The following is an 18165-nucleotide window of genomic DNA, read 5'->3' as shown; positions in this document are numbered from 1 at the left end:
TAAACTCCATTATGTGAACTTATTAACTTGTTAATACGTCTTAATTTTTTTCTTAACTCTCCTTCTTGTTTTCTACTCCCAGAACCTTATAGAGAAGTTGACGGATTTCTTTAAGTTCCTGCTTTATTTCTTTTTGTTCCTCTTTTAGCTCGTTAAATCTCCTATCCATTTCTTTCTCAAGGTTTTCAAACCTTCTGTCTATATCTTGCCTCAGGTCATCAATCCGTTTGTTAACGAGAAGCATAAAAATAGACATAAATCCCGCTATCCCGAAAATAATCGTGAGAACCTGCCCCCAGTCCATAGTTAATGAATATAGAAAAATCGGGACAAGATTAAATACTTTCATGCTTAGCGTAAAGTGTCAATAGACTTTCCTACTGCTGGAACGGTTCTAAAGAAAAAGAAACTTAATCTTCCTTCAGGACTTTATAAACTGCGGAAAAGTCAAGGTTTCCGAGCCCTTTCTTTCTCGCAAGGCCGTATGTTTCTTTAACTGCCGCTGTTGTGAAGGAAAAAACGCCAAGCTCCTTTATGAGGTCCTGAGCGTAGTGTAGGTCCTTGTATATTAGGTTAACGGAGAAGTGGGTTGAGAAGTCCTCCTCAAGGAGTTTTTTCTTCTTAACGTCAAGTATGTAGGACTTTCCAGCTCCGTCGTTTAGTATGTTTATTATCGTTTCCTTATCAAATCCCGAAAGCTCGCCGAGGGCGACCGCTTCCGCGAGTATGTCCATAATTCCCCCGAGGACTATGTTGTTTATAAGCTTTGCCTTGCTTCCCTTTCCCGCCTCTCCGACATAGTAAATGGCCTTACAGAACTTTTCAAAAAGGGGCTTATTTTCTTCAAACTTTTCCCTATCCCCTCCCACGACTATCGTGAGCTCTCCCTTAAGTGCGGGTATCACACTTCCGAGAACGGGGGCGTCAAGGTAGTAAGCCCCGAGCTTTTTCAGCTCCTCGTAAGCGGTTTTTGCGTAAGCAAAGTGGTTCGTCGTCATGTCTATAACCGTTTTCCCCTTTATGTCTCCCTTAATGAGTCCTTTTTCCCCGAAAATAACCTCTTCGGAAGCATGGGAATCAAAAACTATAACGAAGACCCTGTCAACCTTGTTTATAAGCTCCATGGGTGAGCTTGCAACTTCTGCACCCGTCTCTTTTGCAAAATCCTTTGCCTTTTCAATCGTTCTGTTCCATACGATTAGCTCAACGCCCTGTTCTATGAGCCTTTTTGCTATAGCCCTTCCCAGATGCCCGAGACCTATAAATCCGACCTTCATACCTTTATTTTATTAATTCATGGAAGCTTTGAATAAGACAATCTACTACCACGAGGAGACGAAGCACCACCCCCACAGGCTTGCACGCTCGCTGGGATACCTTGACTGGGCAAACCAGCCGAATCCCTTCCGGTTCTGGGAAGGATGCGAGAGGATAGACCTCCCCCTTCTGAAGGACCCTTCCCACCCCTACGAGGCACTCTACGACTACAGAAAGGTTAACACCGAGAAGTTTACCCTTGAGAGTATAAGCAAGTTCCTTGAGCTTGCCCTCGGGCTTTCCGCCTGGAAGGCTATTCCAGGCTCAAGGTGGTCCGTAAGAATGAACCCCTCAAGCGGGAACCTTCACCCCACGGAAGGCTATTTAATAATTCCCCACCTTGGAAATCTTGAGGGAGTTTTCCATTACAACCCCTTTCTCCACGCCCTTGAAAAGAGGGCAAGCCTTCCCCCGGAGCTTTCAAGAAGGATAAAGGATTTCTTCGGGAGCGAGGGCTTTATCTTTATCCTCACGAGCATTCCCTGGAGGGAGGCCTGGAAATACGGGGAGAGGGCTTACAGGTACTGCCTCCTTGATACGGGACACGCGATAGGAACACTCAGGTTCTCCGCAAACCTCAAGGGCTGGAAGGTTAAGTATCTCAGCGGTCTTTCGGATAAGGAATTAAACCTCCTTCTCGGATTTGACAGGGTGAGCTGGATAGAAGGGGAAGAGGAGTTTCCGGAGTGTGCCTTTTTCGTTTTCCCCAAAGAGATTGAGGACGTTCCCAGAACACTTCCCGAGGAGGTAATAAGGGAGTTTGAGAAGGTAAGATTTTACGGGAGGCCAAACGTTCTTAGCAAGGAAAGGGTTATATGGGAGATTATTTACGAGGCTATAGAGGATACCGAAAAGCCGAGAACTGAGGAGTTTAAGGTCATCTACGGAAATCTTCCCCTTCTCAACATCGTTCCCTCCTACATGTCCGCGGAGGAAGTAATAAGGAAGAGAAGAAGCGGTATGGCCTACGACGGGAAAACCTACATAAATGCGGAGCTTTTCGTTCACGCACTTGATAAAACGATTCCGAGGGATGGATTTTCCCCCTTTGACGTTGAGATAACGCCAACCTTCGTTAACCTCTTTATCTTTGTCCACAGAGTTAAAGGTCTGAGAAGGGGGCTTTACTGCTTCGTTAGAAACGAGAGAATGCTTGAGGAGCTAAAGAGGAACACCTCACCCGAGTTTATCTGGGAAAAGGTTTACGAGGACTTTCCCCTTTATCTCCTGTATGAGGGCGATTTCAGAGAGATTGCGGGATACGTAGCGTGCCAGCAGGACATAGCGAGCGACAGTGCCTTTTCCCTTGGAATGATTTCCCTCTTTGAACCCGTTATTAATAAAAATCCGTGGCTCTACAGACATATTCACTGGGAAGCGGGACTGGTAGGACACGTTTTATACCTTGAGGCGACAGCTCATAACCTGAACGGAACGGGAATAGGATGTTTCTTTGACGACGTTATGCACGAACTCCTCGGCATAAAAACGAGGAAGTTCCAGGACTTATACCACTTCACCTTCGGGAAAGCGGTTGAGGACCCAAGAATTCAGACGATAGAGCCCTACTTCCACCTGAGGAAAAAGGGACTTTAAATTTTTTAAACTTGATTTTTCACGAGCGATGGTATAATATAGAAGAGGAAAAAATTAAAAGGAGGTGGTGTAGTTATGGACTTCAAGAAACTCGCATTGGCATCCGCAATATTTGCATTCGGTGCAATTGTAGGATGTGGAGGAGATAACGGAGGTGGAACTCCCCAAGCTGAACAACCTTCTCCAGCTCCTGAAGAACCTCAGCCTCAGCCTCAACTGCTTGAAAGCATACTCGTACGTTTAACTGATAGTAATCAGGCAGCTGTTCTAAATGTTTCTGGACCAGGCTACTATAAAATTTTAACCTATGAAGATGGTTCTTATGAAGCAATACCTGTTCAGCTTGTTCTTTTACCTGGTGAGACTCCGCCTCAAAATTTGGAAACATTCCACATATTTGGAAATAACAATCTACTTTTAAAAGCACATGCTGAAGACAGTTATTATTACTACTTTTATGATGGAAATTCTATTGTACAGTTAAGTGATCCACAAGATTCTGACCAGCCTCTTATAGGTGTTTCGGGTACTGCTCTTTTCAAGGGTGAGAAGTTCGTAGTGGTAAGTGATGGAACCGACTATTATATGATCACGGACCAAGGGTCGGTTTATTTATTGGACAGTGAACCAGAGGTTATAACGGAGAACTATGTTTGGGATGGAACCGCAATAACAGATATTCAAGGTAATCAGACTACATTAGTAGACTTTATATATACAGGGGAAGGGAAAGGTATTGGTATAAAAGCAAATGATAACGGAGATAATGTCCTCGTTCTCGTTCAACCTGATGGTAGCATCAAAGAAACATCTTATGTATTTGGTGGTTCCTTGGTAGGTCCTGCAAGTGGAATTAATAGATATATGAGAGTTGATAAGGAAAACTGGGCTTACGTGGCTTTCGTTGACGATGACGAGTTAAAGTATTATAAGTTTGACCTAACATCCCAAGAACCCCTTGCATATATCCCTGTTCATAATTTAATTGTTGTTGAGGATGATGGTAATGAAATAAATTATTCAGGTTTTGACTCTAACTGTGCAACGAACGGTGCCACTTGTGATTATGCATTGGATGATAACGGAAATCTCTTCTTACTTTATTATTATCAAGTTAATACATCTGACAAAACCGACGTTGTATATGTAAGTTCAGATGGACAAACGATAGATGCTTATACGTTGGATGATATATATACGTCTTTCTCATTCGTAGGTCAAGATTGGGCTACGATTGCGGGAACTAAATATATAGCATATTTCCAGGATGGAAACCTTACAGTTACTGAAAGAACAGACCTTGCAGATAATGTCCCTACGTTCAATCCAGGAACTACAATAATATACGACCAGTATGTTGATGGAGACGTGTTATATAGAAAAGGGAACGAGGTCTTGTACATTTCTCCTGCTGCCGACGAAGCTTGGTATTTCTCCGTTACGCTACCTGGTCCATATGTTCATCATAACAAGAAAACTTACAACACTAACATAAAGGTAATTGGATTCTTTGGAAACGAGTTTATTGTTGATCCAGATGAAGATGTGACTGAAAACAATCTTGATGTTTATAAGCTAAACATACAACTTCCCTATATGACGACCGCTACTCTTACGGATATTGATGTATACGCCTTAGATACTATTCTCAGACCTGTTCAAGGAGATGTATATGACAGCAATACAAGCTCTGCTGGTTATGATGCGATTTATTCAAAAGTTTTAGTTAATGCAGAAGGTAATGATAGTGATAGTGATAACTATGCCGATTCGAATGTTAATGTTTACAGGGTAGATATTGATGCGGATTCAAAAGTAGGACCTCTGAATCCTGATGTATTCACTACGAGTGATGTTCATTCCTCGGTGAACTTCAGGCTCGGGAATGTTGTAGCATACGCATATTACGTTCAAACAGAGGATGGGCTGAGGTGTGACCCCAATAATGGCACATATTCGCGTCTTAGGGTAGCGCTTAACGGACAATTATTAACAGAGGTTAACTTCCTTGAAGAATACAACCTCTGTATAGCGGATATAATAGGTGTGTCCAACAAGTAATGCCTTTTTTCTTCTTCCTTCTCTTTCTTCTTATAATTCTTCCTTATGGATTATTATTTTCCTTAGAGGATAAGTTTTCCCCAGCCCTAAAGCTTGCTTTATTAAATGAACAGAAGTTAACCTATTTATCAAGTAAACAACTAAGACTGATGGTTATTACGCGAAATTTAAAGCATATATCCGGAAATACGGAAAGAATAATAAAGCTTTCTTCTGAAGAATATTTATTGATAGGCGAATACACACTTCAAGACATAAAAACATTTAAAACCCTGGAGAATGTTATATATATCGCACTTCCTATGAAATATTCCCCCCTCCTCGACAAGGTAGCCCTCTACACCCGCCTAACGGATTTAATGCAGGATACGAACCTCTCCGAGTATAAGGGGAGGGGAGTAATTATAGGCATAGCAGACAGCGGGATAGATTACACACATCCCGCTTTCAGGGGGAGAATTCTTGAGATACACGACCTCACGACGGGAGAAGTATGCTACAAGGAGGAAATAGAAAAGGGAAATTGTAATCAAAGGGATACTGATGGACACGGAACTCACGTAGCTGGCATAGCCGCGGGAGACCACGAGGTTTACAGGGGAATAGCTCCGGAGGCGGAGTTGATAGTGGTGAAGATAGGGAACGAAGAATTCAGGGAAGATAAAATAATAGAAGCCCTTGATATTCTTGCGAAAAGAATAAAGGCATACGGAAAACCCGGCGTGATAAACCTGAGCCTCGGAACACCTTTAGGTCCCCACGACGGAACGGACCCTATTTCCCGCTTCATAGAAAGCATAGTAAACACTTATAAAATTCCAGTTGTGGTAGCTGCGGGGAATTGGGGAAACGAACCAATACACGATAAGCTGAACCTGTTTCAGGAAAACACTTCCTCTTTTGACGTGATAGGTTCCTGGGCGTATGTGGATATATGGATTATGGGAACGGACAGCGTTGAGCTTACGATAAACTCTCCCTGTCAGGCGGTAAGCATAAGGGAAGGTGATACGAAACTGATTGATTTAGGAAACTGTGGAACGCTTGCGGTAAGTTTCTCGGGAAGAAATCCCCTGAACGGCGATAAGAACGTTTTTATAAAGATTGATAACGTTAACGAAAACTTCAGGAACGGCTGGAGTGTAAGTTTCACGCCAATAGACGTAAAAGACGGGGAAGTTCACCTGTGGGGGGAAAATGTCGCTTTTGCTTCTCCCGACTACTCATACACCATATCTTCCCTGGCCTCTTCAAGTTCCGTCATATCCGTAGGTTCATTCACGAGCAAGGTTAACGTGAATATAAATCCCTACAGTATTTTAGGCAGTATATCTAATTTTAGCTCAATCGGTCCCTCAAGAAGATGTTCATACGGATGCAAGGAAAATTTAAAGCCCGATATAGTTGCTCCCGGCGAACTCGTTTGCTCCGCTTATCCTCTTAATATAAAGCCCTTGATAGACCTGTGTTTTTATGAGGGATTTAACTGGATGCAAGGAACGAGCATGTCTGCACCTGCTGTTACAGGAGCTGTTGCCCTTTTACTCCAAGTAGAACACACCCTCACCCCTTCAGAAGTAAAAGAAATCCTCATAAATAACGCTTACAAGGATAGCTTTACAACACAGAAACCGAATAACGTTTACGGCCACGGAAAGCTTGATATTTACAAGAGCGTTTCCAGTCTTCTGGAAGAAAGGGAAGGATTTTCAGACAGAAATACCACTGAAAGGGAAACGCTTAACGTAAGCTCAGGAGGCGGAGGATGCACGTCACAAGGACAGGTATCAATTATTTACTTAATAACTTTCGCTCTATTTTTAAAAGTTATAAGGTTTTTATACAGATTTTTATTTTAATAATCGTGTCTTGTTACCATAAGGGCGATATGAAATTTTGTGAAAACAAGTTAAGTAGTTCAGTAAAGCTAAAATTAAAGGAAGTTAAATCCTTAAAAGAAAGAATAAAAGTGTTAATATACGCCAAAGAAAATGGTAAAGAAAAGTTCAAGTTTAAAGCTGAGAAAAAAATAAAGCTAAAGGATTCATATATGATAATTGCGAATCTATCCCCTGAGGAAATACTTGCCTTGTCCTGTGAAGAGGATGTTATTTACATTACTACCCCTCAAAGGTTACACCCATTAGAAAAATAGCTTATAATGTATTCCATGTTTAGGGCATTTCTCAGAAAAGCGCTACTTCTATCCCTTCCACTATACGTTATCTCGTGTGGAGGTGGTTCCTCCCCTGAAACCTTCGGGGATATGGATTCAGTTGTAGTTACGCTTAACTCTATAATTCCGTTCAATTTACAAAGCGATATCCTGATAAGGAAAGATGCAAACCGGGACGGAATCTGTGATTATATAGCCTTTCAGAACGATTACATAGTAGCAGAGTTTAAAAGTTCACCTAAGTTTATATCTGAAAATATAACTTATTCCCCCGTTTACGTTTATAAATACGTTATTGAGTTTTACAACGCATCCCCCCAAAATAAGTGTGAAAAAAATCCAACGTGTAGAAACATATTCAGTAAGCCCTACGAATTTACCGCTTCATTTTCCATACAACCTCCTATAGTTCAAGTTCAGGAAGACCAAATAGAAATTATAGAAAGCATTCAGAAAGCCACTGTCTTGGTAATTCCTTCAGATTGGAAGGAAGTATTAATGAATTACTGTTACGATATAAGTTCAAATTGTATATACAATGTTAAGGTGAAATTTCACGCTATAGAGATTTACAGTGGGAAGGAGAATGAGCTGACCGGAACATTTACCGTTCAATTTGGTGATTTCCCCCAAGGAAACTCCATGGATGCATACGAAAACATAATTTCTACTCCTGATGATAGCTGTATTCTTTTTTAAGAAGTAAAAATAGCGTCCCTCCTATTATGGGCAGAAAAACCATGAGAAGGGAAGAAAGTCTGTAATCCTCGGTAAGGAAGAGAAAGAAGCTCCAGAGCCACACTCCCGTACTTGAGGCAACCCTCTCCGAAAGGGAAAGAAAGGAGAGCCTCAAGGATACGTTTTCCCTCGGAAAGTTTTCAATGAGGAAGACCCTTCCAGTGGTCCAGAGGTGAGAAAGGGAAAGCCCTCCCCAAACTCCCACAAAAAGGAGAAAATCCCTATTTACAAAGTAGAGAAGAAAAAGGAATAAAATCCAGTTTAGGAAACCGAGGGGGAAAATCCTGTTTACGCCGAATTTGTCCGTCATAAATCCCCAGAAGAGACCTCCAAGAACTCCGCCGAGAGCGGAAAATCCTATAATCCTGTAAATCTCCATATTCTCAAGGCCGTAAACCGCCTTAAGATACACGCTCATCATTGCTATAAGTGTGTTCGCAACCTCCGAAAGGGAGAAGTAAGAGAGTAGAAAAACTAAGAACCTTTTATCCCTTAGGAGCTCGGAGAATTTTATAAATCCCCTTTCTCTCGGATTTTCAAGGAAAAAAGCTGAAGGGAGGAAAAAAAGAAAAAATAAAAAGGCGGTATATAGATAAACGGAAGGTTCCTTTAAAAAATTTACGAGAAGGGTAAGGGCAAAGGCGGAGCCGAGATAACCGAAGGCAACACCTAAACCTGAGGTTATACCCTTCTCCTCAAAGTTAAGCAAAAGGGAGTTGTAAAAAACCATGCTTTGCTGATGGGAAAAGAGCATGAGAAGGAAATAAACAAGGGACAGGTAAGGATTTCCGTAGGAGAAGAATATAAGGGAACAGAAAAGAGCTGTGAGAAAACCGAAAAGCATAAAAAAATGCTTTCTTAAAGCCTTCTTGTCCGCATACCTGCCTATGTAAAGGGAAAAGAGGAAAGTGAGAAAAAAGGAAAGTCCGTAAAGAAATCCGTATAACTTCGTGTCAACGTATTTCGTTATGTAGAGGGGAAAGAATGTAGAGACGATGAGGGCACCGAGGATTGTCTCCCCGGTGTCAAAAAGGGCAAAGGAAAGAACCTTTACCTTCTTCCCAATATCTCAACCTCGCAAGCGTCCGAGTCTCCGTAGGGGTCCCTCTTGCACTGCTCAAGGGGTATAACCTTCCAGAACTTCTTCAGGTATTCGTCCCAGTTATCAAGTATTATCTTTGCCTTGGGGCTCTTTGTGTAGTTGTAGTGTTTCTCTATAAGTCTTTTCAGCTCCTCTGTCTCATCCTCTCCTACGAGCCTTCTCGCGTAAACGTAAGCGTAGTTCAGCTTTTCCTCAAGGTTGTTGTTCTCGTCAAGGATGTATGCGTGTCCTCCCGTCATTCCCGCCCCGAGGTTAAATCCTACATCTCCGAGAACCACGACAATACCGCCGGTCATGTATTCGCAGCAGTGGAGTCCCGCACCTTCCACAACGGCAACAGCTCCGCTGTTCCTTACTGCGAACCTCTCTCCCGCAACGCCCGCCGCGTAGAGCTCTCCGCCCGTCGCTCCATAGAGGCAGGTATTACCCATTATTACGTTTTTATCTGTCTCCTTCACGCCTTCGGGAATTATAACTATCCTTCCCCCGAACATTCCCTTACCGACGTAGTCGTTGGCATCGCCTATGAGCGTGAGGCTCACACCCCTGTGGTTAAAGGCGCCAAAGCTCTGTCCCGCCGTTCCCCTGAAGGTGAGCTTTATCGTATCTTCGGGAAGTCCCTTGTCTCCGTAAAAGAGGGAGATGAAGTAATTAATCTTCGTTGGTATCGTTCTATCAACGTTTCTTATCGTATATTCCTTCTCAACGGGTATTCCCTCCTCTATGTAGGGAAGGAGGTCTTCAAGAATCTTGTCGTTGAAGTTGGGAGCGGGGTTGTCGTTCCTCTCAACGAGACACCTTCTCGGCTCATTTTCGGGATACTTTTCAAGGAGTGCCTCAACCTTTATCCTCTTTGAGCCGGGAAACTCGTCATACCTCACCACCTCAAGGAGGTCCGTTCTTCCTATAATCTCGTCAAGGCTTTTGAAACCCATTTCCGCGAGTATTTCCCTCACTTCCTGGGCAACCGCCCTGAAGTAAGCCATAACGTTCTCAACCTTACCCTTGAACTTCTTCCTGTAGTTTGGGTCCTGGGTTGCTACGCCCGTCGGGCACCTGTTCGTGTGGCATATTCTCGCCATAACGCATCCTTCCGCTATCATCGCTGCGGTTCCGAAACCGAACTCCTCCGCACCCATAAGTGCCGCTATTATCACGTCCCTTCCGGTCCTGAATCCTCCGTCAACCCTTACCCTTATCTTGTCCCTGAGGTGGTTCTCCATTAAAACCCTCTGGGTTTCGGTGAGACCTATCTCCCAGTAATTGCCCGCATTCTTTATGGAAATGTAGGGGGATGCTCCCGTTCCTCCTTCCGCTCCGCTTATCTGAACAACGTCCGCGTAAGCCTTGGCAACTCCCGCCGCTATCGTTCCGACTCCTCTTTCAGCAACGAGCTTCACGCACACCCTTGCAAAGGGGTTTGCCTGTTTGAGGTCGTGAATGAGCTGGGCAAGGTCCTCTATGGAGTATATGTCGTGGTGGGGAGGAGGGGATATAAGGGTGACGCCGGGCTGGGAGTGCCTGAGTTTCGCTATGTATTCGTTAACCTTGTGTCCGGGGAGCTGTCCCCCTTCTCCGGGCTTTGCTCCCTGGGCTATCTTTATCTCAAGGTCCTTTGCGGAAGCAAGATAGGTGGGAGTTACGCCGAACCTTCCGCTCGCGACCTGCTTTATTGCTGAATTCTTTATGGTCCAGTATCTCTCAGTGTCCTCTCCGCCTTCCCCGGAGTTTGACTTCATGCCGAGCCTGTTGCAGGCTTCAGCTATGGTCTCGTGGGCTTCTGGTGAAAGGGCACCGAGGGACATACCGCCTGTGACAAAGCGTTTAAGTATGCTCTCTATCGGCTCAACCTCCTCTATGGGTATGGGCTTTGAGGACTTCTTATAGGTTAGAAGATGTCTTATGAAGGTCGGGTGCTGGGAGTTTGCGAGCCTTGAGAACTCCTTATAATCCTCGTAGTTCTTTGTCTGGAGGAACTTGTGAAGGGCCCTTACAACCTGGGGAGACCAGGCGTGATACTCTCCACCTTTTTTTACTTTCATATGACCGCCTACATCAAGCTTCGGTTCTTCAACCTCGTAAGCGGCGTTGTGTCTTGCCAGAGTAGAGGCTTCTATCTCCTCAAGGCCGTCCGCCTCAAGGGTTACGGGTGTTCCCGTGAAGAACTCCTCAACGAAGTCCTTGTTGAGGCATACGGTATCAAATATCTGGGCACCCTGGTAGGAGTTGAGGGTGGATATGCCCATCTTTGACATTATCTTTAAGAGCCCCTTCTCAAGGGCTTCCTTGTATTTGAATACGGCCTCCTCGTAGGGAAGCTCTATCTCCCCCTTCTCGCAGAGCTCGTAGATAACCTCGTAAGCGAGATAGGGGTAAACCGCACTCGCCCCGTAGCCTATAAGACAGGCTATCTGGTGGCTGTCCCTGGCCTCTCCCGTCTCAACTATAAAGGAAACCTTGTGGGCAAGCCCCTGTTTTGCGAGGTGTTTTACGCACGCGGAAACCGCGAGGAGTGCGGGAATCGCAACCCTGTACTTGCTTATGTATCTGTCCGATAGGATGATTATGTCCGCTCCTTCCCTTACCGCCTCCTCAACCCTCCTCTGGAGGGTCTCTATACCGAGTCTCATATCGTTTATGGGTATCTCCTCGTAAAGGGCATCCATTATGAGCTCTGATATCCTCCTTTCCCCAGCCATATCCTGGAGCTCAACTATGTTGTAGCTCCTCTCCTTGGGATACGCTATCGGAATTCTTACGACTTTAAACCTGTCCTGGTTCTCTATAGCCTTAAGCTGGTAATCAAGGAGTATGGGAGAGTCTATCTGGAGCCTCTTTGCGTGTTCTTCGGTTTCCTTGAGGAAGTTCCTCTTATAACCGAGGTTCATTCTCAGGGACATAACTGCCTTTTCCCTTATGGGGTCTATGGGCGGGTTCGTGACCTGTGCGAACCTCTGCTTGAAGTATCTGTAAAGGAGCTGGGGCTTTTCGGAAAGAGGGGGAAGGGGTGTGTCGTCCCCCATTGCCCACGTCATCTCGTTTCCGTTCTCCGCCATATACTTTATCTGGTTCTTAATCTCCTCCTCGCTCCATCCAAAGGCAACGAGCTTCCTTACCCTGTCGGGGTCCTCCTTGGGCTTTTCAATCTTGTATTTGTCCTCTATTTCCGAAAGTCTGAGGAGGTGTTTATCAAGCCATTCCTTATAGGGCTTTGAATTTGCAAGCTCCTCAAGTATCTCCTTCGTCTTCTTTATCCTTCCTTCCCCGAGCTCAATTATTATCGTATCCCCGGGTCCCAGCCTTCCCTTTTCAAGGATTTCCCTGTCTCCAAGCTCCACCATTCCCACTTCCGAGCCGAGAACGACAAATCCGTCCTTCGTGATTACATACCTCGCGGGTCTGAGTCCGTTCCTGTCAAGGTGTGCACCGATAACCTTTCCGTTGGTGAAGGCTATAGCTGCGGGCCCGTCCCAGGGCTTCATAAGAAGGGATTCATACTCAAGGAAAGCCTTTACCTCCTCCGATAAACCGGGAACGGTCTCCCACGCGGGGGGAATGAGCATATACATAGCGTGTTCGGGCTTATAACCGACGAGGCAGAGGAGCTCAAAAACCCTGTCAAGGGATGCGGAATCGCTCTCCTCGTGGGAAACGAGAGGTTTTATGAGTTCCTCCCTGCCCTTGAGGAGCTCGTGCTCAAGCTCGTGCTGGAGGGTGAGCATCCAGTTCCTGTTTCCTTGAATGGTGTTTATCTCCCCGTTGTGAGCGAGATACCTGAGGGGTTGGGCGAGCCTCCAGTTAGGGAGCGTGTTCGTTGAGTACCTCTGGTGGAAGAGAACGAAGGAGGTCTCGTAATCCTCCTCCTTCAGGTCTGGGTAAAAGTTATCAAGCTGAGGAGCTACGAGCATTCCTTTGTAAACTACCGTTCTTGAAGAGAGAGAGGGAACGTAAACCTTCTCGTCATACTTTTTCTCTATCTGTCTCCTTGCGAAGAAGAGCTTGAGCTCCCTCTCTTCCTCGGGTATGCCCTTGAGGTCAAGAAAGAGCTGTTTTATCTTCGGCATAACCTTGAGGGCTACCTCACCTACCGCATCCTCGTTTACGGGAACGTCCCTCCATCCCACTATCTTTATACCTTCCTTTATGAAAACCTCCTCTATCTTATCCTCTACGGGCTCGTATAAGAAGAAAACACCAACCGCGAGGTTATTCTCGTCCGAAAGCTTATAACCGAGCCTTTCTATTTCTTTTAGGAAGAACTTTCTCGGAATCTCGGTAAGTATTCCCGCTCCGTCTCCCGTCTTTCCGTCCCCTCCGATAGCACCCCTGTGGGTTAGGTTCTTTACCGCCTCAACACCCTTTCTGAGTATCTCGTGGCTTTTTCTTCCGTATATATCGCATACAAAACCGACACCACAGCTGTCAAACTCCTGCCACATTCTTTCACCCCTTGAGAGAGTTTTTAAGTATTAATAATTTAATAGAATTTTTCAGGGAACATGAGATACTTCTTTTAAAACGCCGTTTTCAAACTCAACAACTCTGTCACACTTACTCAGGCTGTAGGGCTTGTGGGCAACTATAAAGAAGGTTCTATCGTAAAAATGTTTAAAGAGGTTATCCATAACCTCCCTTTCGGTCCTCTCGTCAAGGGCGGATGTTGCCTCATCAAGGATAATTATCTCGGGATTTTTGAGTATCACCCTCGCTATCGCAAGCCTCTGCCTCTCCCCTCCTGAAAGATTTCTCCCTCCCTCTTCAATCTCCTTATCAAGACCCTTCGGGTCCCCAAGAACAAAATCACACCTTGCAAGCTCAAGGGCTCTTATCATTTCCCTTTCATCCGCCTCGGGGTTCGCTATAAGGAGGTTTTCTCTAACGCTCCCCTTGAATATAACAATCTCCTGACTGAGGAAACCTATCCTTTTCCTGAGGGAGGCAATATCAAAAGAAGAAAGTTCTAAGCCATCAATAAGAACGCTTCCTTCATACTCAACAAGCCTCGGAATTATCCTAACGAAGGTGCTCTTACCGCTCCCCGTGTGTCCCTTAATGCCAAGCTTTTCCCCTTTCCTAACCTCAAGGTTTACATCCTTCAGTATGTATTTATCTCCCGCCTTCACACTCACGTTTACAAAGGATATCTTCTCCTTGAGGCCTTCAAATACTTCCTTCCCTCCCTTATCCTCGGGAAGGTTCAGGAGTTCCCTTATTCTCTCAAAGACGGGAGCTGAACCCCTCAGGTTCATTATGGCCTTCTGAAGGTCCATTATGGGCTTCTGAATCATAAAGAGGGCTGTTAGGAAAGAAACGAAATCCCCCGTCGTTATGCTTCCCTGGACTATCCTGTATCCCCCCGCAAGGAGTATAAGGCCGACAGCAAAGTATCCGAAGAGGTAGTTTATTGCTGTGTTTCCTATCACATACAGGTCTATCTTTACCGAGGATTTAAAAAGCCTTTCGGAAAAAACCTTAAACCTTTCGGTGAAGAACTTTTCCGCAAGGAAAACCTTTATATTTTCTATCCCCCTGAAGGTTTCGGTGAGGGTTTCGGTAAGAAGGGAGACATTTTTTCTTTGATTGCGGAGGTGCTTCTTCTTCTTCTCCGAGAAGTATTTGGTGAGGAGGGCCATAGTCGGAAAGAGAAGGAGAACGAAAAGGGTTAAGGTGAAATCCCTGTATATAAGAACTCCGAGGAGTGCGACTATAACGAAGGGCTCCCTGAGCACCTTCGGAACGTATTCGCTGAAAACCTGCTTAAAGCTCTCTATATCGCTCACTATACGGGATATAAGGTCTCCCGAGTGGGTGTATAGAAAATAGTTTAAAGGAACTTTTAGGAGCTTCCCGTAAACATTATTCCTGAGGGTGTTAACGAGCTTCTCCGAGGCGTAAGAAAGGGAGAAGGAGGATATAAAAAAACCGAGCTCCATAACAACAGCACCGAGGAGAAGGAGGGAGGTGTAAAGAAGGAGTTCGGACTGGTTTTTTAAAATGAATACGTTATCAACGACCTTCTTTATAAGGAGGGCTATATAGGCAGCTCCTGCGGACTGAATAGCTGAACCTACCAAGGAAACGAGAATAAGGGGCAAATAGGGCTTTGCTACGGATAAAAGCCAGCTCAAATTGTTCATGCCTGTTCCTGAACTTCCTCTGAAAACACGTCGCTTGAAAGGTTAAGGATTTTCAGTATATCCTTGTAGGGCTTTATCTCCTCCTCTATTTCCCTTTCAAAGGTCTCCTTTCCCACCTTTCCTATTATAATTTCCGAGACCTCAAGGAGTATGTTAAAGAGCCTCCTTTCTTCCCTCTTTGTGAGCGTTCTCACAGCATCAACCTTTCCGTTCTTCAGGTAAATTGCGGGAAACTGGGCAACCCTCTGGGTGAGAATTTCTTTCGCTTCAGGGATTTCGTATTTCAGGATGAGGTTTCTTATCTTGTTGAGAAGAAAGAGGTAAAAGAGGTAATTCACATTCCATATGTATATATCCTTATAGAAGAAGACGTAATCGGTCTTCGGAAAGACAACCCTGTAGTTCTCCTCCCACTTCTTTTCCTTCTTAACGGAAAAGAGTTTTCCCTCCTTGAATATGTATATGTAATTGCTCCTTCCGCTCACGATTTTAGCTATTCCGTTTTCCTTGAGACTGAGAAGGGTCAAGAATAGCTTACCGAGGGATACGTATTTCCCTTCGGAGGATATTATAGGTTTCCCTATGAATGCCTGGGCAAATATATCAACGAACTCATCGTTTATCTTAACAACACTCGCCTTAAAGTCCCCGTAAAACTCCATGAGGTAATCAAAGATATCAACGGAAACGGGGTATATGCCGAAAATCTCTCCCTTTTTAAAGAAGGTGTAAATCTCCCTTTCCTTTCCCTCAATCTGAACAAAACCCGTAAAGTCCGAAGCCCTTAGGCTTCCGAGAATCTTTAAAAGGTTTATCTGTTTGTAATCAACGGATTCAAGTATGTAATCAAGCCCTATCTCCTCAACGCTTTCAATTTTCTTTATCTCGCTTACCTCTACCTTTCCCTCCTCAAGATTTTTCTTAAGCCTTCTCAGGTTATCAATAACGTCCCCTCCCTTTGACACTACCTTAAAGAGGCTCTTCCCGTTGTATTCCTCAAGCTCGGACCTGAATACCACGTTCGTTGTTATGATTAGGGGAAGCATCTCGTCCAGCTCTCTTCTAAGAATCGTTGACTTAATAATGAGGCTCTCTATATCCTCATTCACCTCAACGAAATCCTTTATGGCGGTTTTCTCCTCAAAGGAAAAGTAGCCCTCCGTATCCGATAAAAGCTCAGAGATTATGAAAACGAGGCCGTTTAAGGGTTTTTCTGGTTTTTCTTCGTAGTTTGAGAAGTATCCCAGAACCCTGCTCTTGCTTAACTTCAGGGATAGGAAAAGTCCCTTGCTCAAAACGTTCAGATACCCCTCCTTTGTCTGGGGTATGCCCGAAAATACCTCAAGGAGGTCCTGAGGGGACTTCAAATCACCGCTTATCATTTATAAGGCTCCCGAAACGCTTGAGGATTTCCCCGATAATGGCGTTTAACGTCTTCTCAACCCCTTCACCTCTTATCGCAACCGCCTCAACGGAAGGCCTCCCGAGCCTGTTTATCTCCCTTTCAAGAATATCAACGGAAAGGGCGCTCTCAAGGTCCCTCTTGTTGTACTGGATTACGAGGGGTGTATCCCCAAGGCTCTTGCCGTATAGGGATAAATCCTCAGAGAGGATATCTATGAACTCAAGGTTTTCCTTTAGTTTTTCCTCGGAGGAATCCACAACGAACACGACTCCGTCCGCACCCCTCATAACCATCTTCCTTATGTCGGAGTATATATGCTGTCCCGGAACCGTATAGAGGATAAAAGAGGCGGTAAAGTCTCCAATCTTCCTCGTTTCCTTAAACATATCAAATACGAGAGTTCTCTCCTCCTTTGTGTTGAAGGAGAGTATGTCTTCCCCCCTTCTCTTCGCTATCTGAACGAGGTTAGTCGTCTTGCCCGCAAGGGCTGGGCCGTGATAAACGACCTTAAACTTAACCTGCCTTTTCAAGTGGTCTATTATCACCTCTTTCCCCCCTCTTTATTCTGTATGTATTCACGCCCAAGCAGTTCCTGCAGACGCTGTTATACTTCGTGTATTCCTTTCCGCACTCCTCACACTCCCATATCCTAACGAGCTCAAGGAGTTCCCCGTCCTTTTCCATCACCTTCTTCAGCTCCTCAAGTTTAATATTAAGCTCCCCAATCTTCTCCTTCATGTTGAGCTTAAGGTAAACGTAATACATAACCTCGTCGGGTATAGCGTTTCTGTAGTTCTCTATGAGGTTTAGAAGTTCGGGTGTGAGAAGGTTCTTCTCCTCCATAATCTTTATGACTTCCGGTAGTATTCCGAGGGTGTAAGCGGCCTCAAATACCTCACCGCCTCCCACCATGCTGGAAAGAAGTGCACCGGAGGTTTTTGATACCGGGAGACTCCAGAGCTCCTTTAAAATTAGTTCATCCTTATCCTGCATATACTTTTCCGCAAGTATAGATGCAAGAGCCCTTTCCTCCTTTGCCTTCCTTTCCTTCTCAACCTCCTTCAGTATCTCCCTCTGGAGGTTTTCCGCCTTCTCGTATTCCCCGTAAAGCATATATACGCTTCTGAGTAGCTTTCTCGCTTTTTGGTTCCTTTGGTTCTTTCCGAGGGCGTTTTCAAGGAGAATCTTAGCTTCTTCAAGGTCCTTCCTGAAGGTTATCTCCGCAAGAGCGGTCTCGGCTATTCCCTTGTTGTAAAGGTCAAGCTGAACGTCAAGGCTTTCCCCGAACTCCTTCTTGGTCCTTATGTAAAAGGGGAGGAATTCCTCAACGGTTAAGAGTTTTCTGAGAATATCAAAGGCCTTTCCGAGGTAATCCCTCCAGAAGAGGTTGAGAAGTCTGTAAATTCTCTCCTCTCTGCTTACGAGAACCCTTTCCCTCAGCTGGTAGTAAATTACGGGGAGGGTAAAACCGAGTCCCGCACTTATGAACACGAGAAGGAACATGGGAAGCTTAACGCTTACGTTGTAAAACCTTACCTCCCCGGGCTGGAGGTTGTAGTAAGTAAACGCTACCGCAAAGGCCACAAAAATCAGTCCTCCTAAAGCCTTTATCACACCCATAAAACTTTATTGT

General features: G+C 44.8%; 13 protein-coding genes. 5 read left to right on the top strand and 8 right to left on the bottom strand.

Going from position 1 to position 18165, the window contains the following annotated elements; all coding sequences use genetic code 11:
- Nucleotides 1–52: 52 nt before the first annotated feature.
- Both ACYQZ0_RS03765 and ACYQZ0_RS03760 read right to left on the bottom strand, forming a co-directional pair.
- Entirely contained in the window at nt 53–304 is a 252-nt protein-coding gene (locus tag ACYQZ0_RS03765) for a hypothetical protein (RefSeq protein ID WP_459775264.1), read from the bottom strand.
- A gap of 106 nt (nt 305–410) precedes the next feature.
- Entirely contained in the window at nt 411–1277 is an 867-nt protein-coding gene (locus tag ACYQZ0_RS03760; protein WP_459775263.1) for an NAD(P)-dependent oxidoreductase, read from the bottom strand.
- Between the two features lie 19 nt (nt 1278–1296).
- Between ACYQZ0_RS03760 and ACYQZ0_RS03755 the strand changes: the two genes are divergently transcribed.
- The 5 genes from ACYQZ0_RS03755 (at nt 1297) to ACYQZ0_RS03735 (ending at nt 7849) form a co-directional block, all read left to right on the top strand.
- Nucleotides 1297–2913, top strand: a complete 1617-nt coding sequence (locus ACYQZ0_RS03755; RefSeq protein WP_459775262.1) for a SagB/ThcOx family dehydrogenase — start codon at nt 1297–1299, stop codon at nt 2911–2913.
- 75 nt (nt 2914–2988) lie between these two features.
- A complete protein-coding gene (locus tag ACYQZ0_RS03750; protein WP_459775261.1) occupies nt 2989–4974 on the top strand; it encodes a hypothetical protein in 1986 nt (661 codons plus the stop codon).
- 302 nt (nt 4975–5276) lie between these two features.
- Nucleotides 5277–6833 carry a S8 family serine peptidase gene (locus ACYQZ0_RS03745; protein WP_459775260.1) on the top strand — a complete coding sequence of 519 codons (1557 nt, stop codon included), beginning with the start codon at nt 5277–5279 and terminating at the stop codon, nt 6831–6833.
- A gap of 29 nt (nt 6834–6862) precedes the next feature.
- On the top strand, nt 6863–7129 hold the full coding sequence (locus ACYQZ0_RS03740; RefSeq protein WP_459775259.1) for a hypothetical protein: 267 nt from the start codon (nt 6863–6865) through the stop codon (nt 7127–7129).
- A 15-nt stretch (nt 7130–7144) separates the two neighbouring features.
- Nucleotides 7145–7849 carry a hypothetical protein gene (locus ACYQZ0_RS03735; RefSeq protein WP_459775258.1) on the top strand — a complete coding sequence of 235 codons (705 nt, stop codon included), beginning with the start codon at nt 7145–7147 and terminating at the stop codon, nt 7847–7849.
- On the opposite strand, the gene ACYQZ0_RS03730 is transcribed toward ACYQZ0_RS03735, so the two are convergent.
- From ACYQZ0_RS03730 to ACYQZ0_RS03705, 6 genes are read right to left on the bottom strand one after another with little or no spacing between them, the layout of a single operon-like run.
- Nucleotides 7818–8885: an MFS transporter gene (locus tag ACYQZ0_RS03730; RefSeq protein ID WP_459775847.1), complete on the bottom strand. Its 1068-nt coding sequence runs from the start codon at nt 8883–8885 to the stop codon at nt 7818–7820. The two genes, ACYQZ0_RS03735 and ACYQZ0_RS03730, sit on opposite strands and share 32 nt — an antisense overlap.
- A gap of 53 nt (nt 8886–8938) precedes the next feature.
- Nucleotides 8939–13429 carry a glutamate synthase large subunit gene (gene gltB / locus ACYQZ0_RS03725; protein ID WP_459775257.1) on the bottom strand — a complete coding sequence of 1497 codons (4491 nt, stop codon included), beginning with the start codon at nt 13427–13429 and terminating at the stop codon, nt 8939–8941.
- A 51-nt stretch (nt 13430–13480) separates the two neighbouring features.
- On the bottom strand, nt 13481–15127 hold the full coding sequence (locus ACYQZ0_RS03720; RefSeq protein WP_459775256.1) for an ABC transporter ATP-binding protein: 1647 nt from the start codon (nt 15125–15127) through the stop codon (nt 13481–13483).
- Nucleotides 15124–16509: a hypothetical protein gene (locus tag ACYQZ0_RS03715; RefSeq protein ID WP_459775255.1), complete on the bottom strand. Its 1386-nt coding sequence runs from the start codon at nt 16507–16509 to the stop codon at nt 15124–15126. The genes ACYQZ0_RS03720 and ACYQZ0_RS03715 overlap by 4 nt, the downstream gene beginning before the upstream one ends.
- Nucleotides 16496–17077, bottom strand: a complete 582-nt coding sequence (locus ACYQZ0_RS03710; RefSeq protein ID WP_459775254.1) for a GTP-binding protein — start codon at nt 17075–17077, stop codon at nt 16496–16498. The genes ACYQZ0_RS03715 and ACYQZ0_RS03710 overlap by 14 nt, the downstream gene beginning before the upstream one ends.
- Nucleotides 17046–18152: a hypothetical protein gene (locus tag ACYQZ0_RS03705; protein WP_459775253.1), complete on the bottom strand. Its 1107-nt coding sequence runs from the start codon at nt 18150–18152 to the stop codon at nt 17046–17048. The genes ACYQZ0_RS03710 and ACYQZ0_RS03705 overlap by 32 nt, the downstream gene beginning before the upstream one ends.
- Nucleotides 18153–18165: the final 13 nt, after the last annotated feature.

Source organism: Aquifex pyrophilus (genome assembly GCF_054656935.1).
This window is presented reverse-complemented; position numbering and strand designations above follow the sequence as displayed.

Bases quoted from the DNA above. Each gene is read 5' to 3' on its own strand.
- ACYQZ0_RS03735 (WP_459775258.1), top strand. From the start codon at position 7,145: ATGTTTAGGGCATTTCTCAGAAAAGCGCTACTTCTATCCCTTCCACTA.
- ACYQZ0_RS03750 (WP_459775261.1), top strand. From the start codon at position 2,989: ATGGACTTCAAGAAACTCGCATTGGCATCCGCAATATTTGCATTCGGT.
- ACYQZ0_RS03740 (WP_459775259.1), top strand. From the start codon at position 6,863: ATGAAATTTTGTGAAAACAAGTTAAGTAGTTCAGTAAAGCTAAAATTA.
- ACYQZ0_RS03755 (WP_459775262.1), top strand. From the start codon at position 1,297: ATGGAAGCTTTGAATAAGACAATCTACTACCACGAGGAGACGAAGCAC.
- ACYQZ0_RS03745 (WP_459775260.1), top strand. From the start codon at position 5,277: ATGAAATATTCCCCCCTCCTCGACAAGGTAGCCCTCTACACCCGCCTA.
- gltB (WP_459775257.1), bottom strand. From the start codon at position 13,429: ATGTGGCAGGAGTTTGACAGCTGTGGTGTCGGTTTTGTATGCGATATA.
- ACYQZ0_RS03705 (WP_459775253.1), bottom strand. From the start codon at position 18,152: ATGGGTGTGATAAAGGCTTTAGGAGGACTGATTTTTGTGGCCTTTGCG.
- ACYQZ0_RS03765 (WP_459775264.1), bottom strand. From the start codon at position 304: ATGGACTGGGGGCAGGTTCTCACGATTATTTTCGGGATAGCGGGATTT.
- ACYQZ0_RS03720 (WP_459775256.1), bottom strand. From the start codon at position 15,127: ATGAACAATTTGAGCTGGCTTTTATCCGTAGCAAAGCCCTATTTGCCC.
- ACYQZ0_RS03715 (WP_459775255.1), bottom strand. From the start codon at position 16,509: ATGATAAGCGGTGATTTGAAGTCCCCTCAGGACCTCCTTGAGGTATTT.
- ACYQZ0_RS03760 (WP_459775263.1), bottom strand. From the start codon at position 1,277: ATGAAGGTCGGATTTATAGGTCTCGGGCATCTGGGAAGGGCTATAGCA.